This is a genomic window from Carboxylicivirga taeanensis (assembly GCF_051851475.1).
Classification (GTDB): Bacteria; Bacteroidota; Bacteroidia; order Bacteroidales; family Marinilabiliaceae; genus Carboxylicivirga; species Carboxylicivirga taeanensis.
In genome coordinates this window covers 296,211-320,703 of record NZ_JBPUSJ010000002.1, presented here as the reverse complement: position 1 = coordinate 320,703, position 24,493 = coordinate 296,211, and the positions used below count along the sequence as shown (strand labels likewise).

The 24,493-nt window shown below is 42.5% G+C and carries 25 protein-coding genes; 2 read left to right on the top strand and 23 right to left on the bottom strand.

Annotated elements, in window-relative coordinates:
• Positions 1-92 precede the first annotated feature (92 nt).
• From ACSX1H_RS04840 to ACSX1H_RS04780, 13 genes are all read right to left on the bottom strand, one after another.
• Complete coding sequence (locus ACSX1H_RS04840) at positions 93-866, bottom strand: 4Fe-4S binding protein (protein ID WP_439182606.1); 774 nt, start codon at positions 864-866, stop codon at positions 93-95.
• Positions 867-1,076: 210 nt separating this feature from the next.
• Positions 1,077-1,448: a hypothetical protein gene (locus tag ACSX1H_RS04835; RefSeq protein WP_439182605.1), complete on the bottom strand. Its 372-nt coding sequence runs from the start codon at positions 1,446-1,448 to the stop codon at positions 1,077-1,079.
• A gap of 148 nt (positions 1,449-1,596) precedes the next feature.
• Positions 1,597-2,280, bottom strand: coding sequence for a dethiobiotin synthase (gene bioD / locus ACSX1H_RS04830; RefSeq protein ID WP_439182603.1), 684 nt, complete (start codon positions 2,278-2,280; stop codon positions 1,597-1,599).
• A 2-nt stretch (positions 2,281-2,282) separates the two neighbouring features.
• The gene (gene bioC / locus ACSX1H_RS04825) at positions 2,283-3,068 is read right to left on the bottom strand and encodes a malonyl-ACP O-methyltransferase BioC (RefSeq protein WP_439182602.1); all 786 of its coding nucleotides are present in this window, start codon (positions 3,066-3,068) and stop codon (positions 2,283-2,285) included.
• Between the two features lies 1 nt (position 3,069).
• Positions 3,070-3,744 (bottom strand): DUF452 family protein, encoded by a 675-nt coding sequence (locus tag ACSX1H_RS04820; RefSeq protein ID WP_439182601.1) that lies wholly within the window; start codon positions 3,742-3,744, stop codon positions 3,070-3,072.
• Positions 3,744-4,895, bottom strand: coding sequence for an aminotransferase class I/II-fold pyridoxal phosphate-dependent enzyme (locus ACSX1H_RS04815; protein WP_439182599.1), 1,152 nt, complete (start codon positions 4,893-4,895; stop codon positions 3,744-3,746). Before ACSX1H_RS04815 ends, ACSX1H_RS04820 begins: the two co-directional genes overlap by 1 nt.
• The gene (gene bioA, locus ACSX1H_RS04810) at positions 4,892-6,181 is read right to left on the bottom strand and encodes an adenosylmethionine--8-amino-7-oxononanoate transaminase (RefSeq protein ID WP_439182597.1); all 1,290 of its coding nucleotides are present in this window, start codon (positions 6,179-6,181) and stop codon (positions 4,892-4,894) included. The genes ACSX1H_RS04815 and bioA overlap by 4 nt, the downstream gene beginning before the upstream one ends.
• A 12-nt stretch (positions 6,182-6,193) precedes the next feature.
• The gene (gene bioB / locus ACSX1H_RS04805; protein ID WP_439182596.1) at positions 6,194-7,186 is read right to left on the bottom strand and encodes a biotin synthase BioB; all 993 of its coding nucleotides are present in this window, start codon (positions 7,184-7,186) and stop codon (positions 6,194-6,196) included.
• Positions 7,187-7,235: 49 nt separating this feature from the next.
• Complete coding sequence (locus ACSX1H_RS04800) at positions 7,236-7,568, bottom strand: hypothetical protein (protein WP_439182594.1); 333 nt, start codon at positions 7,566-7,568, stop codon at positions 7,236-7,238.
• Positions 7,569-7,759: 191 nt separating this feature from the next.
• Positions 7,760-8,458 (bottom strand): SRPBCC family protein, encoded by a 699-nt coding sequence (locus tag ACSX1H_RS04795; protein ID WP_439182592.1) that lies wholly within the window; start codon positions 8,456-8,458, stop codon positions 7,760-7,762.
• A gap of 101 nt (positions 8,459-8,559) precedes the next feature.
• Positions 8,560-9,531, bottom strand: coding sequence for an NAD-dependent epimerase/dehydratase family protein (locus ACSX1H_RS04790; RefSeq protein ID WP_439182590.1), 972 nt, complete (start codon positions 9,529-9,531; stop codon positions 8,560-8,562).
• A gap of 35 nt (positions 9,532-9,566) precedes the next feature.
• Positions 9,567-10,367, bottom strand: a complete 801-nt coding sequence (locus ACSX1H_RS04785; protein ID WP_439182588.1) for an SDR family NAD(P)-dependent oxidoreductase — start codon at positions 10,365-10,367, stop codon at positions 9,567-9,569.
• A gap of 128 nt (positions 10,368-10,495) precedes the next feature.
• A complete protein-coding gene (locus ACSX1H_RS04780) occupies positions 10,496-11,584 on the bottom strand; it encodes a helix-turn-helix domain-containing protein (RefSeq protein ID WP_439182587.1) in 1,089 nt (362 codons plus the stop codon).
• A gap of 213 nt (positions 11,585-11,797) precedes the next feature.
• Between ACSX1H_RS04780 and ACSX1H_RS04775 the strand changes: the two genes are divergently transcribed.
• The gene (locus ACSX1H_RS04775; RefSeq protein ID WP_439182586.1) at positions 11,798-12,493 is read left to right on the top strand and encodes an XRE family transcriptional regulator; all 696 of its coding nucleotides are present in this window, start codon (positions 11,798-11,800) and stop codon (positions 12,491-12,493) included.
• Between the two features lie 78 nt (positions 12,494-12,571).
• Here ACSX1H_RS04775 and ACSX1H_RS04770 read toward each other — a convergent pair whose 3' ends face one another.
• The 8 genes from ACSX1H_RS04770 to ACSX1H_RS04735 all read right to left on the bottom strand — a co-directional run bounded on the left by ACSX1H_RS04770 (position 12,572) and on the right by ACSX1H_RS04735 (position 20,517).
• Positions 12,572-13,126, bottom strand: coding sequence for a 2-oxoacid:ferredoxin oxidoreductase subunit gamma family protein (locus tag ACSX1H_RS04770; RefSeq protein WP_439182585.1), 555 nt, complete (start codon positions 13,124-13,126; stop codon positions 12,572-12,574).
• 29 nt (positions 13,127-13,155) lie between these two features.
• Positions 13,156-13,920, bottom strand: coding sequence for a thiamine pyrophosphate-dependent enzyme (locus tag ACSX1H_RS04765; protein ID WP_439182584.1), 765 nt, complete (start codon positions 13,918-13,920; stop codon positions 13,156-13,158).
• Between the two features lie 3 nt (positions 13,921-13,923).
• Positions 13,924-15,006, bottom strand: coding sequence for a 3-methyl-2-oxobutanoate dehydrogenase subunit VorB (locus ACSX1H_RS04760; protein ID WP_439182583.1), 1,083 nt, complete (start codon positions 15,004-15,006; stop codon positions 13,924-13,926).
• A 30-nt stretch (positions 15,007-15,036) separates the two neighbouring features.
• On the bottom strand, positions 15,037-15,273 hold the full coding sequence (locus ACSX1H_RS04755; protein ID WP_439182582.1) for a 4Fe-4S dicluster domain-containing protein: 237 nt from the start codon (positions 15,271-15,273) through the stop codon (positions 15,037-15,039).
• Between the two features lie 127 nt (positions 15,274-15,400).
• Positions 15,401-16,720 (bottom strand): aminotransferase class I/II-fold pyridoxal phosphate-dependent enzyme, encoded by a 1,320-nt coding sequence (locus ACSX1H_RS04750; RefSeq protein WP_439182581.1) that lies wholly within the window; start codon positions 16,718-16,720, stop codon positions 15,401-15,403.
• Between the two features lie 82 nt (positions 16,721-16,802).
• The gene (locus tag ACSX1H_RS04745) at positions 16,803-17,327 is read right to left on the bottom strand and encodes a flavodoxin (RefSeq protein WP_439182580.1); all 525 of its coding nucleotides are present in this window, start codon (positions 17,325-17,327) and stop codon (positions 16,803-16,805) included.
• A 67-nt stretch (positions 17,328-17,394) separates the two neighbouring features.
• Positions 17,395-18,105, bottom strand: coding sequence for a hypothetical protein (locus tag ACSX1H_RS04740; protein WP_439182579.1), 711 nt, complete (start codon positions 18,103-18,105; stop codon positions 17,395-17,397).
• A gap of 351 nt (positions 18,106-18,456) precedes the next feature.
• Complete coding sequence (locus ACSX1H_RS04735; protein ID WP_439182577.1) at positions 18,457-20,517, bottom strand: acetate--CoA ligase family protein; 2,061 nt, start codon at positions 20,515-20,517, stop codon at positions 18,457-18,459.
• A 242-nt stretch (positions 20,518-20,759) separates the two neighbouring features.
• Here ACSX1H_RS04735 and hydE point away from each other — a divergent pair, with 242 nt between their 5' ends.
• A complete protein-coding gene (gene hydE, locus ACSX1H_RS04730) occupies positions 20,760-21,857 on the top strand; it encodes a [FeFe] hydrogenase H-cluster radical SAM maturase HydE (protein ID WP_439182576.1) in 1,098 nt (365 codons plus the stop codon).
• 47 nt (positions 21,858-21,904) lie between these two features.
• Here the strand turns inward: hydE and ACSX1H_RS04725 are convergent, their stop codons facing one another.
• Both ACSX1H_RS04725 and ACSX1H_RS04720 read right to left on the bottom strand, forming a co-directional pair.
• Positions 21,905-23,029 (bottom strand): SGNH/GDSL hydrolase family protein, encoded by a 1,125-nt coding sequence (locus ACSX1H_RS04725; RefSeq protein ID WP_439182574.1) that lies wholly within the window; start codon positions 23,027-23,029, stop codon positions 21,905-21,907.
• A 72-nt stretch (positions 23,030-23,101) separates the two neighbouring features.
• Positions 23,102-24,454: a T9SS type A sorting domain-containing protein gene (locus tag ACSX1H_RS04720; protein WP_439182573.1), complete on the bottom strand. Its 1,353-nt coding sequence runs from the start codon at positions 24,452-24,454 to the stop codon at positions 23,102-23,104.
• Positions 24,455-24,493 lie beyond the last annotated feature (39 nt).

Here is a 24,493-nt window from a genome sequence, read left to right as displayed (position 1 = left end):
TTATGCAAAGGAAAGGAAAATTGTTGAACTGATAACTCGAGCGCTTGCTATTTGTGCCATGCGACTTCATCATTTCAATACTGAGGTAGGTTCTATAAAGGAATAAATACCTCTATCTCTTTGCGCTCCTTATTCTTCTCTTCAAAACGCTTACGCGCCATGTAATACATCAGGCCACTAAACTTGCGGGCATTATAGGAGCACATCTCGACACAACGGGCACAGGCAATGCATTTCTTTTTATTGGTTTTCGCCGGATTGTGTATATCAATGGCACCTACCGGGCAGAGACGCGCACAAGCACCGCAAAAATTACAGTTGGAATTAACCTTTGCCACAAGCGGCACTTCGCCAGCAGGATGATTTGGATGTTGGCATCTCAGCCGGCGTTTACCATCAGCACCTATGCGAGAATGCCTTACACTCTGTTTTCCAAATTGCCGGGCCTTATCCAAATCATTTTTATCCGGACGCCCTTTTGCCACCTCCTGAAAAATAGAGTGACGCGCAACAAAAGCGCCCGAACTAATGGGAATAAACCCGGCATCGCTGCAAATTTGCACCAATTCATCCAGGGTGAACTGGTAGTCGTTATTGCCATAAACACAAGTCATCACAGCTCTTGCCCCGTTGCCCTTTATCTGCTCCAGATATTGCCGGGCTAAAGCGGGCACTCTGCCCGAATAGGCAGGCACACCCACAACAGCCACATCACCTGAGTCTATAGTGATTGCTTTCTGAATGCCTTGTGTAATATCATGAATAACAATTTCGCCACAAATACCTGAAGCAACGGCCTCCACTACTTTCTTTGTTGATCTGGCCGGACTAAAAAATATAGCGTGTACTTTTCTGTTCTCCTTCATTTTGACAATCGTCTACTGCAGCATACATTGCACAAATCAATAGGCGCACCTGCATATTTTTGTTACAAAACTATCAAATGCATCCGCGCGAAAAGTTGACAATTATCACATCAACAGATGTTTCAAAACAGAAATAGTGCGTGGCCAAATAAAGCACCTGCTTCCTCCTTTGCTGCAATCTATTTTCCAAAGCCATTTCTGAGAACAGCACTAAATACCAAGAGCCTTCATTAAGTCGGCCACCCTATAAAAATGCACCTCGGAAATATCTGCCACCTTCACCCGCAAGACTTCATGATCTTTAAAATACTGATGCGATTGCGTAATAGGAAAATCCTTATTGTAGAATTGAAGTTCATTCTCCTGCACCTTAATTCGGTTCACCAGCTTTTTCAACTGCTCACTGTGCTCGTCGAGAACCATTAACTCCACTGTATTAAGTTCAGCTATAAACTCCTCATCTTTAACTTCTTCATTCCTGTCTTTAAGAATATCAATCTCATTAATAAACAGCTCCAATCGATTCTTCCATATTTTATACTCAAAATCGAGATCTATTAAGTTGATGTGTCCCCCTTTCATAGTGTCAGGTTTTAATCATTAGCTTCAAAAAGTTAGCAAAAAAGAAAGAAATATACAGCATAAAGCAGGACAAAAAAAGAACAGAGATGCAGCAATTAGTTATGATGGCGATACCCCATTCAAAAAAGAAAGCCGTGCTCTGCCAAATTTACTCAAACCAACCATTTAGTTTTAGCGCTTTACCGGTACAGGCATCATGATCGAGAACCGGCACTTCGCCCCACAATGCCGCAGGATAATAACGTTGCAGATATGACTTAATTAGCAATGCTGAATCGGCTGTAATTTCAGGTGCAGTAACTGGGTAGTGATTATAAATAAGACCATAAACAGGAATGTTCCGCGCCTTTAAAGCTTCTAAAGTTAACAGGGTATGATTGATTGACCCCAGACGACCTGATGTCACTAAAATAACTGGAACACTGTACATCTGAATAAAGTCAACTACCAGCAACTCTTCATTAATGGGCACCATCAGCCCTCCCAGACCTTCAACCAGTACATGGTCGTGTTTCTTTTCTATAGCATCAATGGCTTTTATCAATACTTTTTCTGATATGCGCCTGTTTTCCATTGCTGCAGCCAAATGCGGACTGGCCGGAAACTGGAATAAATAAGGACAAGTCAGGCCATTTTGATCATCGTTGCTAAGCTCCATTCCCATTATCTGCCGATGCATTACAATATCATCGGACAACTTTTCACACCCGGTTTGCGACAGCTTCATGGTGATAACATCTCGACCAAGCTCTTTAATGAATTTAGCAAGCAAGCCGGTCACCACTGTTTTTCCGGCATCGGTATCAATGGCTGTTATAAAGTAAGTTGACATATTTAGTTCTTTTTGAATACCATTAAATAAGGATGATAGGTGAGCGGATACCCATCAGATTGAGCCAATTGGCTGTAGGAATTACAGAAGGTACTCATTCTACCCTTGGTCCAGGAACATGCAGAAACACCATTTACTCCGGTGCTACGCATGTGTTTTAGCACCTCCAATGGCGTACTGAACCACAACTGCTCGTGCCACTCCTCAAAAGCCATCAGCTCAAAACCACTGCTTGCCGCAGAAATCAACTGCTCCTTTGTTTTATAAGCGATTCCATTGCCGGTTGTGGCTTTTATCTCCTTGTAGTTATTGGGTCCGAATGACGACACAAGCAAGTAAGCTCCGGGTTTCAGGTGCTGAGATAGTTTATAAAAAAATGGCTGCAATTGGTTTATCCACTGAATGGTTGCACCCGACCAGATACTATCCAATGCATCTGGCAAATCGAGGCACTCAACATCTCCGGCAATAAATTGCTGCTTTGCAACTCTATTCTTGAGGATGGTATGAACCAGGCCACTTACGCGATCGACCAAATCGTTGATTACATAATCACCTACTGAAAAATACTTAATAATTTGCTGGGTTAATAAGCCTGTTCCACAGCCAAACTCCATCAATCTTTCTTGCTTGATTGGTAAATACATTTGTGCCATTTCGACCAAACGAACGGCCATGTGTTGCTGAACTTTTGCATGTGCACAGTAAGTCGATGCAGCCGATTCAAAGCGTTTCTTCAGCAAGACTTTATCTATCTGAGGCTTCAGTTCTAATAATTCCTCTACCATATCACTTAGTTAAATGAATGAGTTTCTCCCAGTTTTCAAATTCATAAAAGCAAAAATGTCCGTGTTCCAATTCAATGACTGTTGCCTTGTCTTTCCAATAATTATGCTGATTGGTCGTAGGAAATATTAGATCACAAGAACCAATAAAAGCAGTATCGTAAAAATCACCTGTCAATTTCTGTACTTTAACATGCTGCAAAAGAAGAAACAGCTCATCCTTAACCTCATCCATAGGGCGAATCGGCTGATTCCCTCTAAATTGCATCCATTGCTGCTGCGTGCAAAACATGCGTCGCTGAAACTTTTGCAGGTTTCTGTCATTCAGGCCCGATAAGGTCCCCATTGCTATTGGCGGCGGAATACCCAAAGCCTTATCAACAGGCGCTCCTGTACCATTAACCGCAATGGTGCGCTCCAGGTTATTTTTAAGTGGCTCCAGCGCCACCTGAGCCACCCAGACCCCAAAAGACCAGGCGACCACTGAAACACTTTGGTAGTGCTCCATGGCTTCAATCACCTGGTTTGGCAAGGCTAAATCGCGATAATCATAGACCATCAGCACATCATTGCCACCATCACCAATGGCTTTAAAAGGGTGCTCATCACAACTCCATCCGTTAAAAAACAGGATCAGCCTTTCCGATTCATTCTTATGTAACCATTTGTATTTCATCATTATTGATTATTAGGGATATACTGCAAGAAGTGCTCTAAATCGCCCTTCTCCATCGTTGATGTTAATGAGATACGCAACCTTGCGGTATTTAGCGGCACCGTTGGCGGACGAATGGGAAACACCAAATAGCCCTCTTTTTGCAGGTGTTCGGCCAATTGCACTGCCACTCTATTGGCTCCCAACAAAACGGGTATAATGTGACTTTGCTGCACCGGATACCCTTTGTTGAGCAAAGCCTCACACATAAACTCCGAAAGACTGCTTAAACGTTGTCGCTCATCACTAAAACCGGCCATCCGCTCGATGATGAACTTCGTCCAGGCCATATTAACCGGTGGCAAAGCGGTGGTATAGATTAAAGTGCGCGACTTATTAACCAACAGGCGCTTCATGGCACTGCTTACAACAGCAAAAGCACCAAGCGATGCATAAGCCTTACCCAATGTACCCACAATTATATCAATGCGAGGGCTTACCTGCTGCACCTCACACACCCCCAAGCCCTTATCGCCCAACACTCCAACCGCATGGGCTTCATCTACATACAAAGTGCAATCGTACTGCTCTTTAATTGCCACAAGCTGTTTCAAATCGGCCACATCGCCATCCATGCTAAACACCGACTCGGTGACAATAAAAACCCGTTGATAAAGGTGTCGCCGCTTAGCTAAGATGGCTTCCAGCTGCACATAATCGAGATGTCGGTAGCGCACGTGGTCAGCATTACACAATCGTATGCCATCAATCAGGCTGGCATGACACAGTTTATCAGATAGTATTAAGTCCTGCTTGTCGGCCAAAGCCGGTAAAATACCCATATTGGCATGATAGCCGCTGTTGAAAAATAAAGCCGCCTCAGTCTTGTAGTAATTTTTTAACAGGTCCTCCACTTCATCATAGAGCGCTGTGTTACCCGTTAGTAAGCGCGAGGACGAAGCTCCGAAATGAAACATCCCGCTTTCTTCCTGCTGATGATAAAAGAACTGCCTGAGCCATTCATTATTGGCCAAGCCCAAATAGTCGTTGGATGTAAGGTTGAGCAAATGCCGATTTTTGTACCGACAATACGCACCGTCTAGCTGCTGCACAGCCCTTAACTCACGCAGCAACCCTGTCGCCTCTAACCCAGCCAGCTGTTCTTCATAAGTCATTTCTCCCCCTCCTCTTTAACAACTTTATAAACTGCTGAACATAGCTTTTCCAATTCATCATCACGGATAATGAAAGGTGGCATCAGGTAAACATTTCGCCCAAAGGGACGGACCCAAACCCCCAATTCCACAAAACGTTTTTGCACAACAGCCATATCAACCGGCTGATGCAGCTCCACTACACCAATCGCCCCTAAGCAACGCACCTCTTTCACATTGTGTAATTGCGAGCAAGCACTCAGGCCCTTTTGAAGTTGCGCTTCTATGTGCTGCACTTTCTGTTGCCAGCCTGACTGCAGCAGTAAATCAATGCTTGCATTGGCTACCGCACAGGCCAGAGGATTTCCCATAAAAGTGGGCCCGTGCATAAACACACCCGGCTGACCATTACTGATGGTTTCAGCCACCTGATTGGTGGTTAAAGTCGCGGCAAAGCTCATGTAACCACCTGTAATGGCCTTCCCCAGACACATAATATCGGGCGCTACACCAGCATGCTCGCAAGCAAAGAGCTTACCGGTACGCCCGAAGCCGGTAGCAATTTCATCGGCAATGAGCAATACATTGTAACGCTTGCACAGCGACCTCAACTCACGTAAGTAGTCAGCTGAATAAAACCACATACCTCCTGCCCCCTGCACAATTGGTTCCAGAATGAAAGCGGCGATTTCAGCGTGGTGTTTTTGCAAAATGGCATGTACCGCCTCTAAATCGGACTGAATAGCAGATGAACCAAACGGGCACTTCGGTTGACAGGCAAAAAAATGCACCGGCAAAGCTTTACTGAATATGTGGTGCATCCCCGTGTGCGGATCGCAAACCGACATGGCAATCCAGGTATCGCCGTGGTAGCCGGAACGTATGGTGGCAAACTTCGACTTCTCGCTCTGTCCTCGTGCTATCCAATACTGCAGTGCCAGCTTCATGGCCACCTCAACAGCTACTGACCCCGAATCGCTAAAGAAAACCTTTTGTAAAACCGGTGGAGTAAGCGTAATTAAGCGGGAAGCCAGCTCGACGGCCGGCTCATGCGTCAATCCACCAAACATTACATGCGACATACTTTTTAACTGCTTCTCAACAGCCCCATTTAAAACCGGATGATTATAGCCATGAATGGCCGCCCACCACGACGACATTCCATCCGTTAACGCACGACCATCCTTAAGATAAATAGTACAGGCTTCGGCTCTTTCAACCGGATAAACAGGCAGCGGCTTAACTATGGAAGTATAGGGATGCCACACATGCTCGCGGTCAGTGTCAATCAGTTGATTTATATCCATTTGAAACTCCAATTAGGCTTTACAACAGGTCTTTTCTTTCAATAATTCATGGTCAAGTGAAAAACCGGCACCGCTAAATGCCTCTTTATCCTGATTGATATTGGTACCAACAGTAGTTAAGTAATCACCCACCAAAGCAGCACTCACTCCGGCTTTTAAAGCCCTATCCTGAATATGACTAATCAGGTTGCGACCGCCGGCCAAACGAATGTTAGCTTTAGGATTAATCAGCCTAAAGAGAGCAAAAGTGGTCAAGACCTCCTCATCCGACAAAGGTTTTGCAGCAGCTAACCGGGTGCCTTCCACCGGCATCAGCACGTTCAATGGGATGGACTCAATCTCCAACTCCGACAGGGTAAAGGCCATTTCGATGCGCTGCTCCATGGTTTCGCCCATGCCAATGATACCTCCTGAACAAATGCCCATACCAGTTGCACGGGCTGCCTTTATGGTGCGAATTTTATCTTCCATGGTATGCGAGGTACACACCTCTTTAAAAAAAGATGGTGCCGTTTCGATATTGCAATGGTAATGCCCAACACCTGCTTCCCGCAGCTTACCGAGTTGCGAACGGTTTAACAAGCCCATTGAAGCACACAGGTGAATGGGTGTTTTACGCTGAATGCTTTTGTACACCCCGCACAACTTATCCAGGTTGCTGTTGGAAATTGCTCGTCCACTGGTCACCAAGGAGAAGCGATAAACACCTTTACTTGCATTTTCCTCGGCCAGCTGCTCGGCTTCTTTTAAATCAACCAGCTCATACTCCTCCACATTGGTATTATGAAACATGGATTGTGAGCACCATTTGCAGTTTTGCGTGCATTTGCCCGATTTGGCATTCATGATGGAGCACATTTCCATAAAATCGCCCTTAAAGTGGCGACGCAGCACATCGGCGGCCCTATAAAGTTCGTCTTTGTTCTCCAGGTGAACCAAAGCCAAGGCTTCTTCATGGGTCAGCGCCCCGCCTTGTAGAATTCGTTCGGTAATCTCTTGTACCATATGCATAAAATAAAAAACCGCCAACAAGGATTACCCCTGCTGACGGTTGTTAATAATGTTCGTTATTCATTACAGCACATGCCTCTTCATTCGTTTGTAAAACCAATGTAAGCAATGCCTCTTCATTTATTTCTTTTAAATCATCATCATCCTGCTCAAGCTCTAAGGCCTGTTGGAGCGTTGTTTCAACATGTAGTACAACCTGGCCAATCCATTGCACCAAATCAACCGACAGACGGCCAATGTGCACGACATGCCCAAGTGATCCGAAAATGGCGTAACCTTTTCGGCTCCACTTTTTAAAGCGGCTAACCGATTTACAGTTGATATGTTGAGACTGATGATTCACGGTGACAAAACTAACACTAAAATGTTTAAACATGAATACTTAAAAAAAGAAAAGCCCGGTTGGATTGGATGCTTTTAAACATTAAAACCCGATTTTTTGGCCAGATAACCAAAACAGATTGAGGAGACTGTAGCTTTTATCGACACACAGTTACAGGTTCACAACCCACCTACTCAAACCTTCTTGAAAGCTCAACCGTTTCAGCAACTCCTGCGCGACAGTTGTTACAATACTCGACCGACAGAAACAATTTCCATCCGATTGGCAGACAACTCTTTCAGCTTTATAAAAGAGCCGAGTAATTTATTTTGAATAATCGGATCGCGGATAAACCGTGGAATCCTGGATTTAGATAAGGAGACAAGCGAAAACGTCACAGCGGTTTTTCCGTTTGGCTGTGTCTTTAACCTCCACTGACCAAAGTAAAACTGCTGCCGATTTACATTAGGGAGCCTGCTCACCAATGCAGGTGCAGCATCAACATCAATCAATACATCTCCACTGCTCTCAACAATGGTGTTTTGAGTAACCAAATCCTGTTGCGACAGAGGGTAGGGAATATCATAAATCATGTGCGTGAGCCAGGTCGAATCAGAGTCTGTCCATACATTTAAATCTCGCACACCTAAATTCCAACTTGACAAAGCAGACTCAGAGCGCAAATAATGCAATACATTCTGAACGCTTGCCCTCACGGAAAAGCTCAGCATAAGTTCACGTGTTTTAAGCGTATCGCCGAAGGTCAGCCAACGATACCTGATATCAACGCCCTCTTCATGTTTTATAGCCTGCCAATTATCGCACCTGGCATTGCTCAACAAGGCCTTATAATTTGCTTTTGTTTTGAGCTGTGAGTTGGCATTAATAGCCCAAATCAACAGCATCAGCATCAATAGCATTCTATTTAATTTATCATCTTTCATCACAATAGCTCGTTAGTTTTTTTAAACTGCCGTCAGTTTCTTACAATGGTAAAATCGCCCAATCATCTTTTTAAGCTTACCCGCTATGGACAGTCAAATATTTAAGAAGAAATTCCTTGCTCGAAATAGCTCACGGCATCGGCGATCGCCTCATCAATAGGTTGATAACTAAGCCCTAACTCCTCTGTCGACTTATTGTTGGCGTAGTAGTTATTGATGCATAATATGCGCATATTAACAGAGCTCAAACTTGTAGCCACATTCGCACGTCGCATAAAATCGCCCAAATAACCAACCGCCAGTAAAATCACCTTTGGAACTTTTACCATAACAGGCTTTTGCTGACACACGCTATTCAGCTTTTGAAAAAACTCGTAATAAGACAAGTTTTCATTGGATAGAAGGTATCTATTCCGATTTCGTCCCTTTTGCAAGGCATATAAAATCCCTTTGGCCACATCTTCAACATGGACAAAATTCTTACCTCCGGGAGGATAAAACACCATCTTTTTTTTCCATGCCATCAATACAATTTTGCCCGAGCTGGGCTTGGTATCAAAAGCACCAAGCATAAATGTCGGATTAACCACAATCGTTTCCATACTTCCATTGTCGGATAAAACATGGTTCTCGGCTGATTTCTTACTTTGGGCATATATCGAATCACTGAAGGGCTGCCTCAACCAGCTCTCCTCACTGCCCGGTTTCTCCTTTGAACCATAGCCAATGGTATTTGCACTACTCACAAACACAAACTTCTTAACCTGACAGCTGCTGGCCGCCTGATAAAGATGCTTGGTGGCATTACTGTTAACCTTCCAATAATAAGCTTCCGACAAAATATTCTGTCCCGTTACAGCGGCAATATGAATCACATAATCCACTCTCGACAGGATGGCTGTATAATCATCAAACAAAGTACCACTCATAATTTTCAGGTGCTCACTCCGCTCTCCTTTATAGGAGTCGATGCTGCGAACCAGACCAATTACCTTAAACCCACTTTTTAATAGTAAATTGACCAGATTGGTGCCCAGCAAACCATTTATTCCAGTTACAAATATGGTTTTCATGCTTCGATAATTTGTGCTTAAACTAAAGCTGTACATCAGACAAGTTGATTGTTTATCTCACGCTTCACAATTCCGGTCATCAGATAAAGTGTCAGCCATTCGGGCATTAGTTTTGATACCACCCAGGTAAGATGACTCAGTACAATGACAGAATCTTTCTTCAGCAAACGAGAAATGGCGAACTGTGCCACTTTCTCGGGCTTTAACAAGGTAAGCTTACCGATAAAACCCTGCTTTTCGATGCGTGAAACAATTTCAGGATTAGTAGCCATCGCCCCCGGATGAATCACACTGACACTGATATTTGAATCTTTTAATTCGGCCCTTAAGCCGCGGGCAAAGTAATGAACAAACACTTTTGAAGCCGGATAAACCGTTTTATAACCTACCGGCGTAAAGGCTGCAATACTCGACACATTTAAGATGTAGGAACAAGGCTGCCTTTTTAAATTTGATAGCAGCTGATGGGTAAGAATAGCCGTTGCCTTTACATTTACCTGTATGATGGTTTCTATATAGTTAACATCCACATCAGTAAAGCGGGTTGTGCCACCCACACCGGCATTATTAATTAAAATATCGATGCTGAAATTACTATTGAGCCATTCACATAACTCCATAATGTTGTCATTGCAGGCAAAGTCAGTTTCAAAATAGGCGACTTCAACATTGTAAGCTTCTTTTATTGCAGCGACAACACTCTGCAGACTCTGGCCAGGCAGGCTAACCAATACAACATTTCGGCCTAAACGAGCCAACTCAAAAGCAAATGCTTTACCTAGTCCCTGGCTAGCACCTGTAATGACTGCATAGGAAGAATTCGTTTTATTTTTCATCACGATTACTTTTAGGTTTCGTGACAAAAGTAGAGGGCAACCAGGCTTCAGATGTTCGAGAATGAGGAGATGAACACCCTCTTTAGAACACTCATAGTTAATGCATTAATAAAACATCAAGTGCACTTCTATAGATCAGAACATCTATTTTTGTATTCTGATGGCGTTAGGCCAGTCATTTTCTTGAACGTGGTATTAAAAGATGTTTTTGAACTAAACCCGGATTCATATGCAATGCCAATTATTGACAAATGGGCCAAGCGCTTATCATTCAAAAGCAATTTTGCTTTTTCAATACGAAACTTATTGATGTAACTGTAGAAGTTCTCATCAAACCCATTATTAATCACATACGACAAGTGATTGGTTGAAATCTGCAGGTGTTTCGACAGGCTGATTAGATTTAATTCGGTATCCAAATAAAGCTCCTCGTCTTGCATTAACTCATTGAGCTGTGATTTGAGCTCAACGAGCTTCTCATCAGTCAGCAACTTGCGTTTTGGCAACACTGTTTCATCTTCACTTCCCACATTGAGTGCCTCGCAACGCTCCTGCTCATCCACAGGATAAATTTCTTTTTGCTTCAACGCATAATAGGCAATAAAAAAAACGGTACACAAGGTAATACCATTCATAATAAGGTTTAAAGGAGCCTCATAAAACAGAATATTAAAACCGGCAAACAGTAAAGTCACCAGAAACAACACAATAATAATGTACTCGAGCCATCGTAAATCTATCTCAACAGTATTGGAGGCAAAGCGCTGTATTTGCTTCTGGTGCTTAAAAATGCAAACGTATGAGAGGGTCACATAAAACAGTGAGTGCAACAACAAAAAAGCAATGAGTAATACTTGAAGATTGATGCCAGTTCTCTGCTGCCAAATCAAAATAAACAGGTAAACGATGGGCACCACTAAAATTAGGAGACTCCTCCTGCGAAGCCGATAGTTGGGATTAGTGAAATATTTAACACATAAGTAAAATGTAATAGGAAGCAGAAACTGAACAAATCCCACCACAGGAATTGAAGTAATTGAAATCGCCTTGTTGGTTGCTAAGAAGATGATTTCTTCTAACCAGTATAAGGACCACAGAAAAGTAAATACGCCAAGCCATCGGTTGGCAACTGCATTTGTTTTAAATGGGTTTGCGATAAGCAAAAAGCTTAAGAGAACCAGGGCCCCAAAAATAATAATCTCAATAAAATGCACCATTTATTCAGTCATTCAGTAAGGTTAGCTATAAAAGCGAGGGGATAAACACACACTGCGCTTTTCTATGATTAAATATACAATACTTCGGCTAATATTAAGGTAAGAGGTACATCACCAAAGTTATTCTTTTGCTGTATTCTCTTCTTATCACATACAGTATCTTCAATAAACAATATTACTTTTGCGCCGGATTTTAAAACACGTTATCCACACATGCACCATTTATCAAGCAACATAATTTATTTACGACAGCTTAAAAACTGGTCGCAACGTCAGGCGGCTGGTCAATTACAAATTACTATCTCCACCTACCGCAAGTGGGAAAAAGGACAGTCGCAGCCTAAACTATCGAGTCTCGAAAAATTAATTGAGGTCTATAAAAGAACGATTGACGAACTGCTGTACATTGATCTGCAAAAAGCAGACAAGGAAACTCCAGAGCACCTGAGAGGTGAGAAAATCAGAATCCTCCCCATTGTTGTGGATGAGCAAAGTGATGCCGAGCACGTATCGCTGGTTCCTGTTAAAGCAGCGGCTGGCTATACAGCCGGCTATGCCGATGCAGAGTTTATTGCTGACTTACCCCGCTTTTCGCTTCCTTTTGCAGAGTTATCGCAACACCAAACCTATCGGGTGTTTCAAATTGAAGGCGACAGCATGCTTCCCATCAAACATGGTTCCTACATCATTTGCGAATACACTCAAAACTGGGAACAACTCAAATGGGGCGATCCACACATCGTTATTACACGCGACGAAGGTGTTGTTTTTAAGCGGCTGCACCAAACCGAAGACAAGCTGCTCGAACTCAGGTCAGATAACCCAATGTTCGATACCTATTGCATGCCTTGGCAAAATGTAATGGAAATATGGCGGGCACGAGGTTTTGTTTGTTTTGAACTCGACTAAAACCACAACCTTTTGCAGATAATACAAAAAGAGCACACCAGTTTTGATGTGCTCTTTTTACTTTATGAACAAGTTGGGTTATTCCACCAACGAAACTTCATTAATTATTTCTCCACCACGCACAATGGCCTTCTCATTCATTGGAATAAGGTGGTGGTGACGTTCTGGCAACGACTTTTTCAGGCCTTTAATCACATTCTCCATTTTCACAACCGGCTTCACCTTCAGGTAACCACCTAATACAATCATGTTGAATGTTTTGACAGCATGCATACGTGCTGCTTCTTCAGTTGCATCAACACGGAAAATGTTAATGTCAGTACGCTCCGGATGGCGGGTAATACCATTCCCATCATATATTAGCGTACCACCGGCTTTAACAGCTTGCTCAAACTTATCCATCGACTGCTGATTAAGAATAATTGCAGTATCATATTCGTGTAAGATCGGAGAGCTGATGCGTTCGTCGCTAAGTATCACTGTTACGTTAGCCGTTCCACCGCGCATCTCCGGGCCGTAAGCTGGCATCCAAGATACTTCCATATCCTGCATTACGCCTGAGTAAGCTAATATCTTACCCATTGAAAGTACTCCTTGTCCACCAAATCCGGCTATTACTATTTCTTCTTTCATTTCTTCAAATTTTAAGAGATTAAACCGAACTACTCGTCTTTAATATCGCCAAGCGGGTAGTATGGGAACATGTTTTCTTCCATCCACTCATTGGCTTTAACAGGTGTCATTTTCCAGCCTGAGCTACAGGTTGAAACAACTTCCACCAATGACGTTCCTTTATTAGCAACCTGATTTTCGAAAGCTTTCTTCAGAGCCTTTTTTGTTTTGCGAACATTGGCAGCCGTATGTACCGACTGACGCGTTACATAGCAAGTACCCGGCAATTGAGCCAAAATCTCAGAAATTTTGATTGGTGCACCATCGTGGCTTACGTCGCGACCTGCGGGACAAGTAGAAGCTGGCATACCTGGCAAAGTTGTTGGTGCCATTTGGCCGCCTGTCATCCCGTAAATACCGTTATTGATGAATACCATTACAATATTCTCACCTCGGTTACATGCGTGAATGGTTTCGGCCGTACCGATAGCCGCCAAATCACCATCTCCCTGATAAGAGAAAACCATCTTTTCGGGCATCAGACGCTTGACAGCTGTAGCCAACGCCGGAGCGCGTCCGTGGGCTGCTTCCTGCCAGTCAATTTCCAAGTAGTTATAAGCGAGTACAGAACACCCTACAGGTGCAATACCAATTGTGGTTTCCTGTATTCCCATTTCTTCGATTACTTCAGCAATCAGCTTATGCACTGTTCCGTGGCTACAGCCTGGACAGTAGTGCATTTCATTCTCTGAAAGAACATCCGTCTTTTTATAGATGATGTTTTCAGGCTTTATAATTGTATTAATATCTGACATTACTTATCCTCCAATTAGTTTTTGCTCGAGTGCCTCAACCACTTCACCTGGCGAGTGCACCGCACCACCAAAACGACCATAATGCTCAACCGGAACTTTACATTCCACTGCCAGTTTCACATCCTCAACCATCTGTCCGGCGCTCATTTCAACTGATAAAATTCCTTTTACCTGTTTCGCTCTTTCCTTAAGCTGTTCGACTGGGAACGGATACAGCGTGATAGGACGTAACATACCCACTTTAATGCCTTTTTCGCGAGCTATCTCTACAGATTTCTGGCAGATACGTGCACTTGAACCGTAAGCTACGATCAAGTATTCGGCATCATCACACATCACTTCTTCAAACAATACTTCGTTCGCCTCAACCTGCTGATACTTGTTCTGCAACTTGTGGTTGAAAGCTTCCTGTACTGAAGCCTCTAACTGAACTGAAGTGATAATATTTTTAGCACGGTCTTTTTTCTTTCCGGTAGTAGCCCAGGTATGGTTTTGCTCAATGTATTCTTGAGTCCAACGTGGTTTGAATTCCTTCAATTCCACTTTCTCCATCATCTGACCAATTACACCATCAGATAAAATCATAACCGGGTTACGATATTTAAAAGCCAGGTCAAAAGCTGTTTCAACAAAGTCAGCCATTTCCTGAACTGAGGCCGGCGCTAAGGTGATTAATTTATAATCGCCATGTCCTCCTCCTTTAACTGTTTGGAAGTAATCGGACTGAGCAGGCTGGATGGTACCTAAACCAGGTCCTCCCCTAACAACGTTTACAACAACACAGGGGAGTTCAGCTCCCGCAAGATAGGTCAATCCCTCTTGCATTAAACTCACGCCAGGACTCGAAGAAGAAGTCATTACGCGCTTACCGCAACCGGCTCCGCCATAAACCATGTTAATAGATGCGATTTCGCTCTCTGCCTGCAACACAACCATCCCGGTTGTTTCCCAAGGCTTTTCGGACATGAGGGTTTCCATTACTTCGGATTGCGGAGTAATAGGGTAACCAAAGTAACCATCCACACCAGCACGGATAGCTGCTTCAGCAATTGCCTCATTTCCTTTCATTAGTTTTAATTCTCTCATGTGTGACTAATTTCCTTTATGAGTTTTACATTAAGCAGTAGCTCCTGCCTTAGCGCGATAAACAGTAATACAAGTGTCGGGACAAACAATCCCGCAATTAGAACAACCGATACAGGCATCAGGATTTGCCATATAGGCATAATGATACCCTTTGCCGTTAACCTCGGCAGCTAATTCAATTACCTTTGTAGGGCAAGCTGTTGTACAAACGCCGCAGCCTTTGCACCTTGCTATATCCACCACAATTGCACCTTTTGCTTTTGCCATATTATAGAGTCTTTAATAGATGTTACAAATTTAAACTTAAGTGCCAAATATCAACATGATGAGTGTCATTATTAGCTTGTTTATAAAGGATATAAACAAGCTTACGATTTATAACAACTCAACCATTTCAGGGATTATCTGCTCTAAAGGCTTCCAATCTTTTCCTTAGGTCATCAAAGCGTTCCTTACCTGTTTGGGAAACACAAGCCCGCAGGCTTTCCTGCTTACTACCAGTCTTTCCGAGGGTTATTGCACTAATACCGTAGTACAATAATTTTTCGAGGAGTTTTCCTCCGCTCCAGTCTTTATAGGAAACCGTAAAGTAAAATCCATCAGCCAATGGCTGATCAATATCCTTATCATATGTCAAATTGAAACCATTTGCCAAAAATAGTTCCTTCATCACGTGGCCCCTATCCCGGTAATCCTTCACTTCTTCAAGAAAATTGAAGTCACCATCGTTAGCAGCTTTCAACATGGCGGCTAACGCATACTGGGCCGAATGACACGTACCGGAAGATAGCGCATACAACACGCGTGTTACCAAAACCTGCCCATATTTATCAACACCAAAGCGTTGTTCCAAATTGTCGTAACGCCGGTTATAAAGGTATTTCGACATACAGGTCATACTAATACGCTGGCCGGCATAACTAAATGCTTTCGAACTGGAAATTAATAACACATAATTATCGGTGTAATTTCCAACACTCACCTGGTAAGGCGGCTCGAATGGTCGCGATAAATCCTTACGGAAATCCATACCAAAATAGGCTAGATCTTCAATCACCACCACATCATATTTTGTAGCTAACTCACCTATAATCTGCAGTTCCGATTCGGTGAAACACACCCATGTTGGATTATTAGGATTCGAGTAAATAACTGCCGAAATTTTTCCGGTTTTGAAATAAGATTCCAGTTTTTCGCGCAAAGCCTCGCCCCTGTAATCATACACATCGAACGATTCGTATTGATAGCCAAGAACATCCAACTGCTGCTTTTGCACCGGAAAGCCTGGATCAATAAACAAAAGCGTATCTCTCTCTTTATAAATTTGCCCACAAACCAAAAAGTTGGCATAAGAACCTTGCATAGATCCCACCGTTGGCACGCAGCACTCTGCCGGTATATCCAGGTTTAGAAACGCCTTAACAAACCGACTGGCCTCCTCCTTTAGCGGCTTAATCCCCTCCAGCATCGGATATTTGGACGCCACGCCTCTTTGCAATGCTGCAATTTCAGCGTTAGTCGCAATTTCTGAGGGATTCAGGCCTGGAACCCCCATTTCCATGCGGATAAATTGATCACCGCTCTCCTCTTCAATATCATTAACAATTGAAACAATCTCGCGGATGGTCGCATTGTTAAGATCGCCAACCTGGTATTTAGCCAAAACTTTATCAACAATTTTGGCATCAATTGGGGTGTTTATGTGTGATTGCATTTAATTTGATTTTTTAGAGCTCATACTCTTGTTGACTGAAAACAAAAAGGGTGGCACAGTGCACCACCCAATTAAATATCATTTAAAAACCAAACTCATTTACGAGTCGGTTAATCCAGTTTTCTGCGCGGACTTCTGTCTTATCAGCCTCATTATCTTCATCTATCGGTAAACCGAGGAACTGCCCGTCTTTTATACCTTCCGACTCTTCATAAGTATAGCCTTCGGTTGCACAAAAGCCTACAACTTCGGCCCCTGTACCTTCCAGGCGCTCATACATCCAGCCCAACGCATCAACAAAATGTTGAGGGTACTGAATATGGTCGCCCAACCCATACATCGCAATCTTTTTGCCATTCCAGTTCACTTTACCAAAATGTGTAGTAAACTCATCCCAATCGGTATCTTTATGTTCTGAATTCCAGTTGATTTTACCAATTGTTGACACTCCAAAGATGGCCTTATCAAATTTATTAAGTGTTGATTCATCAGCGTTCTTAACAGCTATCAACTCTACTTTATCGGCACCTAACTTTTGCTCGATAACGCGAGCAACTTTCTCAACGCTACCCAATTCAGGACCATAAAATATACCAATTTTAGACATAGTTATTGATTTTACAGAGGTTTCTATTATTTCAAATATGCTTTTTTTAGCCGAGATATGCAATTAATCAGCGCCCTGCAGGCTTTTTATTTCCTGCGATTGCCAGTAACACTCCCAGCACAATTCCCAATAGGGCGGCAAACAATACCCGATATTCCGGAGGCATTAAAAATGTAATTGTATGTGCCGGAATCCAGAAAAACGGGATGGTCTTTTTAAACACAAAATTCCATTGCACCCCCCAATCCAGTTCTTTTAATATTTTCCCAAAAGCTATTGGCTTTAACAAACAACTAAATTTCCCCTCATTTAAAACAATGTGCGTATCGGTTATACGGTGCAAAGTCATCATTATGGGGGCATAAATCAAATTCATGGCTGTACTGATACTAAAGGCCACCAGTAACTTTTCACCAGAAAAGGGCTGATTCATTATTTTTAATGCACCACTTAGCCCCATTTTTTCCAGAAAAACAGGCACACCCGATGCAAACACTACAAAAGAAAGTTGAATAGTGAGTCCCAGCAAACCCCAGATTACTGCTCGAGGCAGGGTACCAAATCCATCGGCTCGGTAGCGTCCAGTTTTTATCCTCAGCCCAATTACTTCACCTAAAGTTGCTAATACCGCGAACTTTATAAAACTCATTACCATCGGATGATTGTGATTAAACCCCTCGTACCAGTTAAAAACGGCAGCACTCAAAAAAAATGGAGCAAACAGCCCTATAACAAAAGTAAAAAAGACCAAATCGTATGTTAACTTCCTGTTCATCATGTTTAGATTAATTCACGTGCCATCACCCCTTCATTTCTTAAGCTACTATCCGACTTCACAAGACCAAACCAACACCTACCTTCTAACAACCAACCACATATATACGTATCAATTTATAAGCCTTTACAAAAATATAAGGTTTTATCATTATTGATGCATCGCCAATAATGATTTAAATCAAGTTTAAGGTATTTTTTCTTTAAATCACGACTTCATCCTGACTAAAAACTAGACAAAGCCAATAAAATACCTTTAATTATAGAATTATTTCTCTAATTAGGTTATTAACCACAAAAAAGCCGGCCTTCCATTGAAGCACCGACTTTTTCATCATTATCAATACACAAACAGTTACTTTTCAATCCGTATCCGGGCATCCACAGCAATAACCTTTTCGCCTTCGCCCAATAACGGATTTATATCCATTTCTTTTATTTCAGGTGCATGCATCAACATATTAGATAAACGAACAATGACTTCAGCATATTTGTTTTCGTCTATGCCTTTTTGCCCGCGCACGCCCTGTATAATTTTATAACTCTTCAAACTACGTATCATTTCCAAAGCCTCATCCTGATTAACAGGGGCTAATCCTGTTGACACATCCTTAAGCACTTCGATAAAAATACCACCCATGCCACAAAGCACCATGTGACCAAAACCAGGCTCATAAGTGGCGCCAATAAACAACTCTTTCCCACTTGCCATTGGCTGCACCATTACAGCAGTGGCGTCCTCAATTTTCATCATGCGTTCAAACTCAGCCACCAACTGCTCGCCTGAACTGATATTGAGCACCACACCACCTACATCTGACTTATGCACAGGACCAACCACCTTCATCACAACCGGGAATCCCACTTCATCAACAGCTTTCTGCAATTCTTCAACCTTACTGCTCACAAACTCTTTCACCCTTGGCACACCAGCCACATCCAGCAAGTCCTGAACCGCCTCCGGTGTTAAATACCCATTGGGTTGTGCTTCAACAATTCGTCTGACAGCAGCCACATCAATGGACGCATCATCTCCATTAACCATTACCGGCTTTGGCGTATTAAACACCTTCGTTAATGCATTACCAAACAATACCTCATCGGGGAAATTAACATTGCCCATATTGATGAACATCTCAATATCGTCCTTGACGTTTACTACGGATGGTAAAATTGGGTAAATAGGCTTCTTACAAGCTCTAATTTTTTGATGCAGTACCTTGTAGACTTCCTCGTTCTTAAACAAACCAGGACTTCCGAACACTACCGCCATCGCATCAATGTGATCGAAATCATTTTCGCAAGCCTCAATAATATCCCCTAATTGCTGGGCTGTTCCTGTTGCTAAAAAATCAATCGGGTTAGCTACACTTGAACCAGGAAAGAGCTTTTCAAGCAAAGCATCCGCCTTTGGGCCGCTAATGGCAGGCACCTCGAGGCCTCCATTCGACAAGGCATCGGTCAACATCACTGCTGGTCCTCCAGCGTGGGTTATAACAGCAATATTTTTTCCTCGAAGTTCCTCAATCATAAACACAGCCGCTACATTGGCTAACTCCTCGCGGCCATAACAACGGACTATCCCTGCCTTCTTAAACAAAGCATCCACTGCCAAATCACTACTGGCCAACGCTCCGGTATGACTGGAAGCAGCACGACTACCTGCTTCGGAGTTACCCGCCTTGACCGCCGCAATTTTACAACCCTTCTTAATCAACGAAGACGCATGCTTAAGTAGCTTTTGAGGATTATTTACACTCTCGAGATACAACAGTTTAATCTTTGAACTCTTTTCCGGCTCGTAACTATAATCGAGATATTCTAACACCTCTTCAACCCCTGTTTGAGCACTATTACCTACCGAATAAACACTATTAAATTTAAGTCCTTTAGCCATTCCGGCCTCAATAATAAAAACAGCTGTCGCTCCCGAACCCGAAATAAAATCAGCTCCATGAGGCTCCAAGGCGGGTATTGGAGTGGTAAAGACACTACTGTGGTTTGTTGTCAACACTCCCACACAATTAGGTCCAATCAAACAACCACCCACTTCGTTAATGGTTTTAACAATTTGTTGCTCCAACTGAGCCCCTTCTTCGTTCTCTTCACTAAAACCAGCGGAAATAATAATAAACGCTTTAGTATTTTTTTGTTTGGCCAGTACCTCAACGGTGTGGGGACAAAATTTGGCTGCAATAGCCAGCACCGCTAAGTCAATACTATCGGGCAAATCGGCCACATCGCGATAGGATTTAATACCCTGCACCACATCACTCTTAAGATTGGTAACATACAAATCGCCATTATAATTACCATCTACGATGTTTTTCAGTATTTTACCTCCCGGCTTCATCACATCTTCAGAAGCTCCTACTACTACAATACTTTTGGGGTTAAGCAGTTGTTCATTTATCATTTGAATTCGATTTTGTCTATTCAGCTAAAATCGGTCTTCATGCAAAGTCATGTTGAAATATGATGAAAATCATAAGCCCCTAAAAGACCTATATATAAAGCATCTATATCGCCATACACAACACATTAAAGACCTTTTAATAACAAATTGTTACTATGGCAAAAATACACGAATGATTCAACTTTCAAACGATAAGCTACTGTTTTTTTCTTATTTTTACACAGTCTAAAAAGGAACAAAGTGTGAATAGCAAAATACTCAATATCATTAATAAACAGTCGCTTACAAAGGAAGACTTGAGCTTTCTAATTAGCCTTTCCGGGGCAGAACGTGACTACTTTCTAAAGTCTGTAGGCAGTAAATATCCAAAGACCTTAGGAAAAAAAGTGTTTTTCAGAGGGCTTGTTGAATTCTCAAACTATTGCACCAAAGACTGTTATTATTGTGGAATTAGAAAAAGCAATAGTCACTCTCAACGTTACGATATTGATGACAAGGCCATTATTGAGGCAGCTATTTTTGCTCACAAAAACCAATATGGATCGATAGTACTTCAATCAGGAGAAAGAAGCGATAATACTTTCACCGAGAGGATTACCAAGCTTTTAAAGGAAGTAAAATCAGTAACCCAGGGAGAACTTGGCATTACCCTATCACTTGGCGAACAAAGTGAAGATGTCTACCGGGAATGGTTCAGTGCTGGTGCCCATCGTTACCTCTTACGAATCGAAAGTTCGAACAAGGAATTATACTATAAAATTCACCCCAACGACGACAAACACAATTTTGAAAGCCGTATCAACTGTTTGAAAATTCTTCAGAAAATAGGCTACCAAACCGGAACAGGCGTTATGATTGGCCTGCCATTTCAGACATACAACCATTTGGCCGACGACCTGCTGTTTTTCAAAGGCATGGAGATAGACATGGTAGGCATGGGCCCGTTTATTGAACACACAGAAACACCACTGTATCAACACAGAAAGACACTATGGCCACTCCAGCGACGGTTTGAGGTGGCACTAAACATGATAGCTGCCTTGCGATTACTGATGCCCGATATTAATATTGCAGCAGCTACGGCTCTACAGGCTATCGACCCAATGGGACGAGAAAAAGCCTTAAAATACGGTGCCAATGTTATTATGCCCAACATCACCCCAACCATTCACCGTAAAGATTACACCTTGTATGAAAACAAACCCTGCACCGATGAGGGAGCCGAAGATTGCAGCAACTGCTTAAGCATACGGGTTGAGATGGCCGGGCGTGAAATTGGTTATGGAGAATGGGGAGATTCAAAACACTACTTCAAAAGGCACCAACAAACAGAACGATAAAAAGAACTCAAAACAACCTGAGTTCTAAATTTCACATCGAACTCAGATTAATACATTAGTGTCTCAAACTCACTATCGTCATACTCCCAATTCATAACATTGGCAATGACAGGCAAAATATGGCGGGCCATTTTCAATTGCCCCCGGTAAGAGGGATGATAATCCGATCCCAAATCGGAAGTTGTGTTGAGCAAATAGTTAGGAATACCTATAAAATAAGTGTTTTTATCCTGGTATTGATTACGAGCCCGTTCCACCACTTCTTTAACATTGGAGTAGGCCGGTTCATCACGCATCGGACCATTGACACAAAAAACCGGCACATCACCATAGTACGACCGTATCTGCCTTATAAACTCAAGGTACCTATTAATAAACACTTCTTTTGGCGGACTGACATCTGTTGAATAATCATTAGTTCCCAAATTTATAACCACCACATCGGGTTGCCACTGAGAAAAATCCCAGACTAAAGAGGTATCCATATCAAAGACCTGGTGATAGCGCTGTGGCAGTGTTGCCAATTGCGTTGAAACCGGCTCTTTATCGCCGTAATTACGCACCACCCCAAGGCCCGAATGAGCAGTAACATAGCACTCGGCATTAAATGCCCGTGCAGAGATAAAAGCATACGACTTATCCACATTCTCGGTCTCTGGCAAGAAATCCTCTTCCGGCGCTTTCCCCTCGGTACCATAGCCACAGCTTATTGAATTACCGATAAACTCGATTTTACGACGATGACTGTCATTAAGTGCTCTAATTTGAGCATCTGCCGCCAAACGGACACCCTTAAATACAGTCATTCCCATCTCACCTTCGGTCCGTTTTTGAATGCGACACGAATGCCAACCATTGCCTTTTATTCCTTCAACTGGTATTATAGTATCAGCCGGTGCATGAATCACCTTGTGCAAATCGCCATCTATAAAGACATTGTAATAGTTGCGCGCTCCACCATCGATGCACAACTCCAGGGTTTCGCCAGTAAACTGAAAATTAACAGATACCCCCGGCCAGTCGAAGCGCACCGCTCCCTCCTCTGTGTGATCGACACGACCTGAGAAGGTGAAAACATTATCTGTAGAATTAATAAAACAAACTTGAGAAACAAGATATTGTTGAGAAATAAACACCACAAGCAGTAGGCAAACTAAATTTTTTAACTTCATTCTATTCTATAATAAAAAATAGGATTAGCTGTAGCGCAGCTAATCCTATCAATAATAACTTATATTTTACCCCTATCTAACAATCAGCTTTTCAACCAACTGAGCTCCAGTCTGAGAGGTTGCTTTTATAATATAAAACCCTTTAAGCCCTACTAAAGACAATTCTTGAACATTATTTGAACGCAATACAACTTTACCAGCCATATCCATCAACTGCACTTCAACCACCTCTTCTGTAAAGTTAATAACATCTGTTGCCGGGTTAGGATACATCCTCAAACCTCCTCGTTCATTTTTATCTACTGAGGTAGCTGCATCTTCCACCAATTCAAACGCTGCAACACCATTATTAGGCGACAAGCAGAAAAGCAACACCTTATTCAACTGAACATCAAAAGCAACTGGAGCCATATAAGAGGCATTAGTATTAGTACCCAAACCGTTTTCAGGATACACCCCTAAAGATACAGCACTTGCCAAACCAGAAGTCGGAACTTCAAATAATTCAAACGCCGCTTTCGGCTCTGCTACATGATTAGTAGTAGCCAACCATAAATACTCTTTACCCTTAAATGAAAATGCAGAAATACCAGAAATACCGGAAGTTTTAGGAAGAACTCCTTCAACATCAAAGGAGCTAATCATGTTTCCAGACATATCGTATAAACCAGGCATTATTGAGTGTCCGTCAATATATAAATAATCATTACTCACCGGCCAAAACTTTGGGGCCAAACCAATCTTTGGAGCTTTCCCAGGATCTACAGCAGGTAAAACTGTTTGGACATCAAACACAACAGGGTCGGCTGTAACAACTCCATCGGTAACATCCCAACGGAACACCCTTGCCGGTATAGCATTATTCGCAGCTACTACATACCCATTTCCATTTATAACATCTCCATAAACTCCAATACCATCTCCAATACGAAATTCAGGCTCAGGAGTCTCCTCTGTACCGGCAGGAGAGGTCCACTCTATTATTTTATTTACTTTTGTATAATTTCCTGTTCCATCATCAGATAAAACATATACCTGAAATGGTGATTTTGTTGACGCTGTTGTTAAGTTAGCTAAAACAATATCACCATTATCAGTCATGACAATATCATTAAAAGCATACGTACCGCCAGTTATTGAAGCGTCAATTCCTATTTCTTTGACCTTATTACCTGTTAATGCATCTAAAACTATAATAGTATTAGAGTGACGAGATGGAATGTATAGCTTTCCATCAAAATGAGCCATTCCACGCTCTGTTAAATTTCCCATCCAAGCAGGGACGTTACCTCCATTGGGAAATCCACCACTCCAGTCGGCAGTGCCATGAACTGAGTGATCCCAAAGTTTATTCACCTTCAAATTTTGAGCTGATGCGGTACAACTGATTACAACCGCCGTTAAAAGAGTAAAAAAATTTTTCATAACATTGAATTAAAAGTTTATATTTTTATCACATCTAAT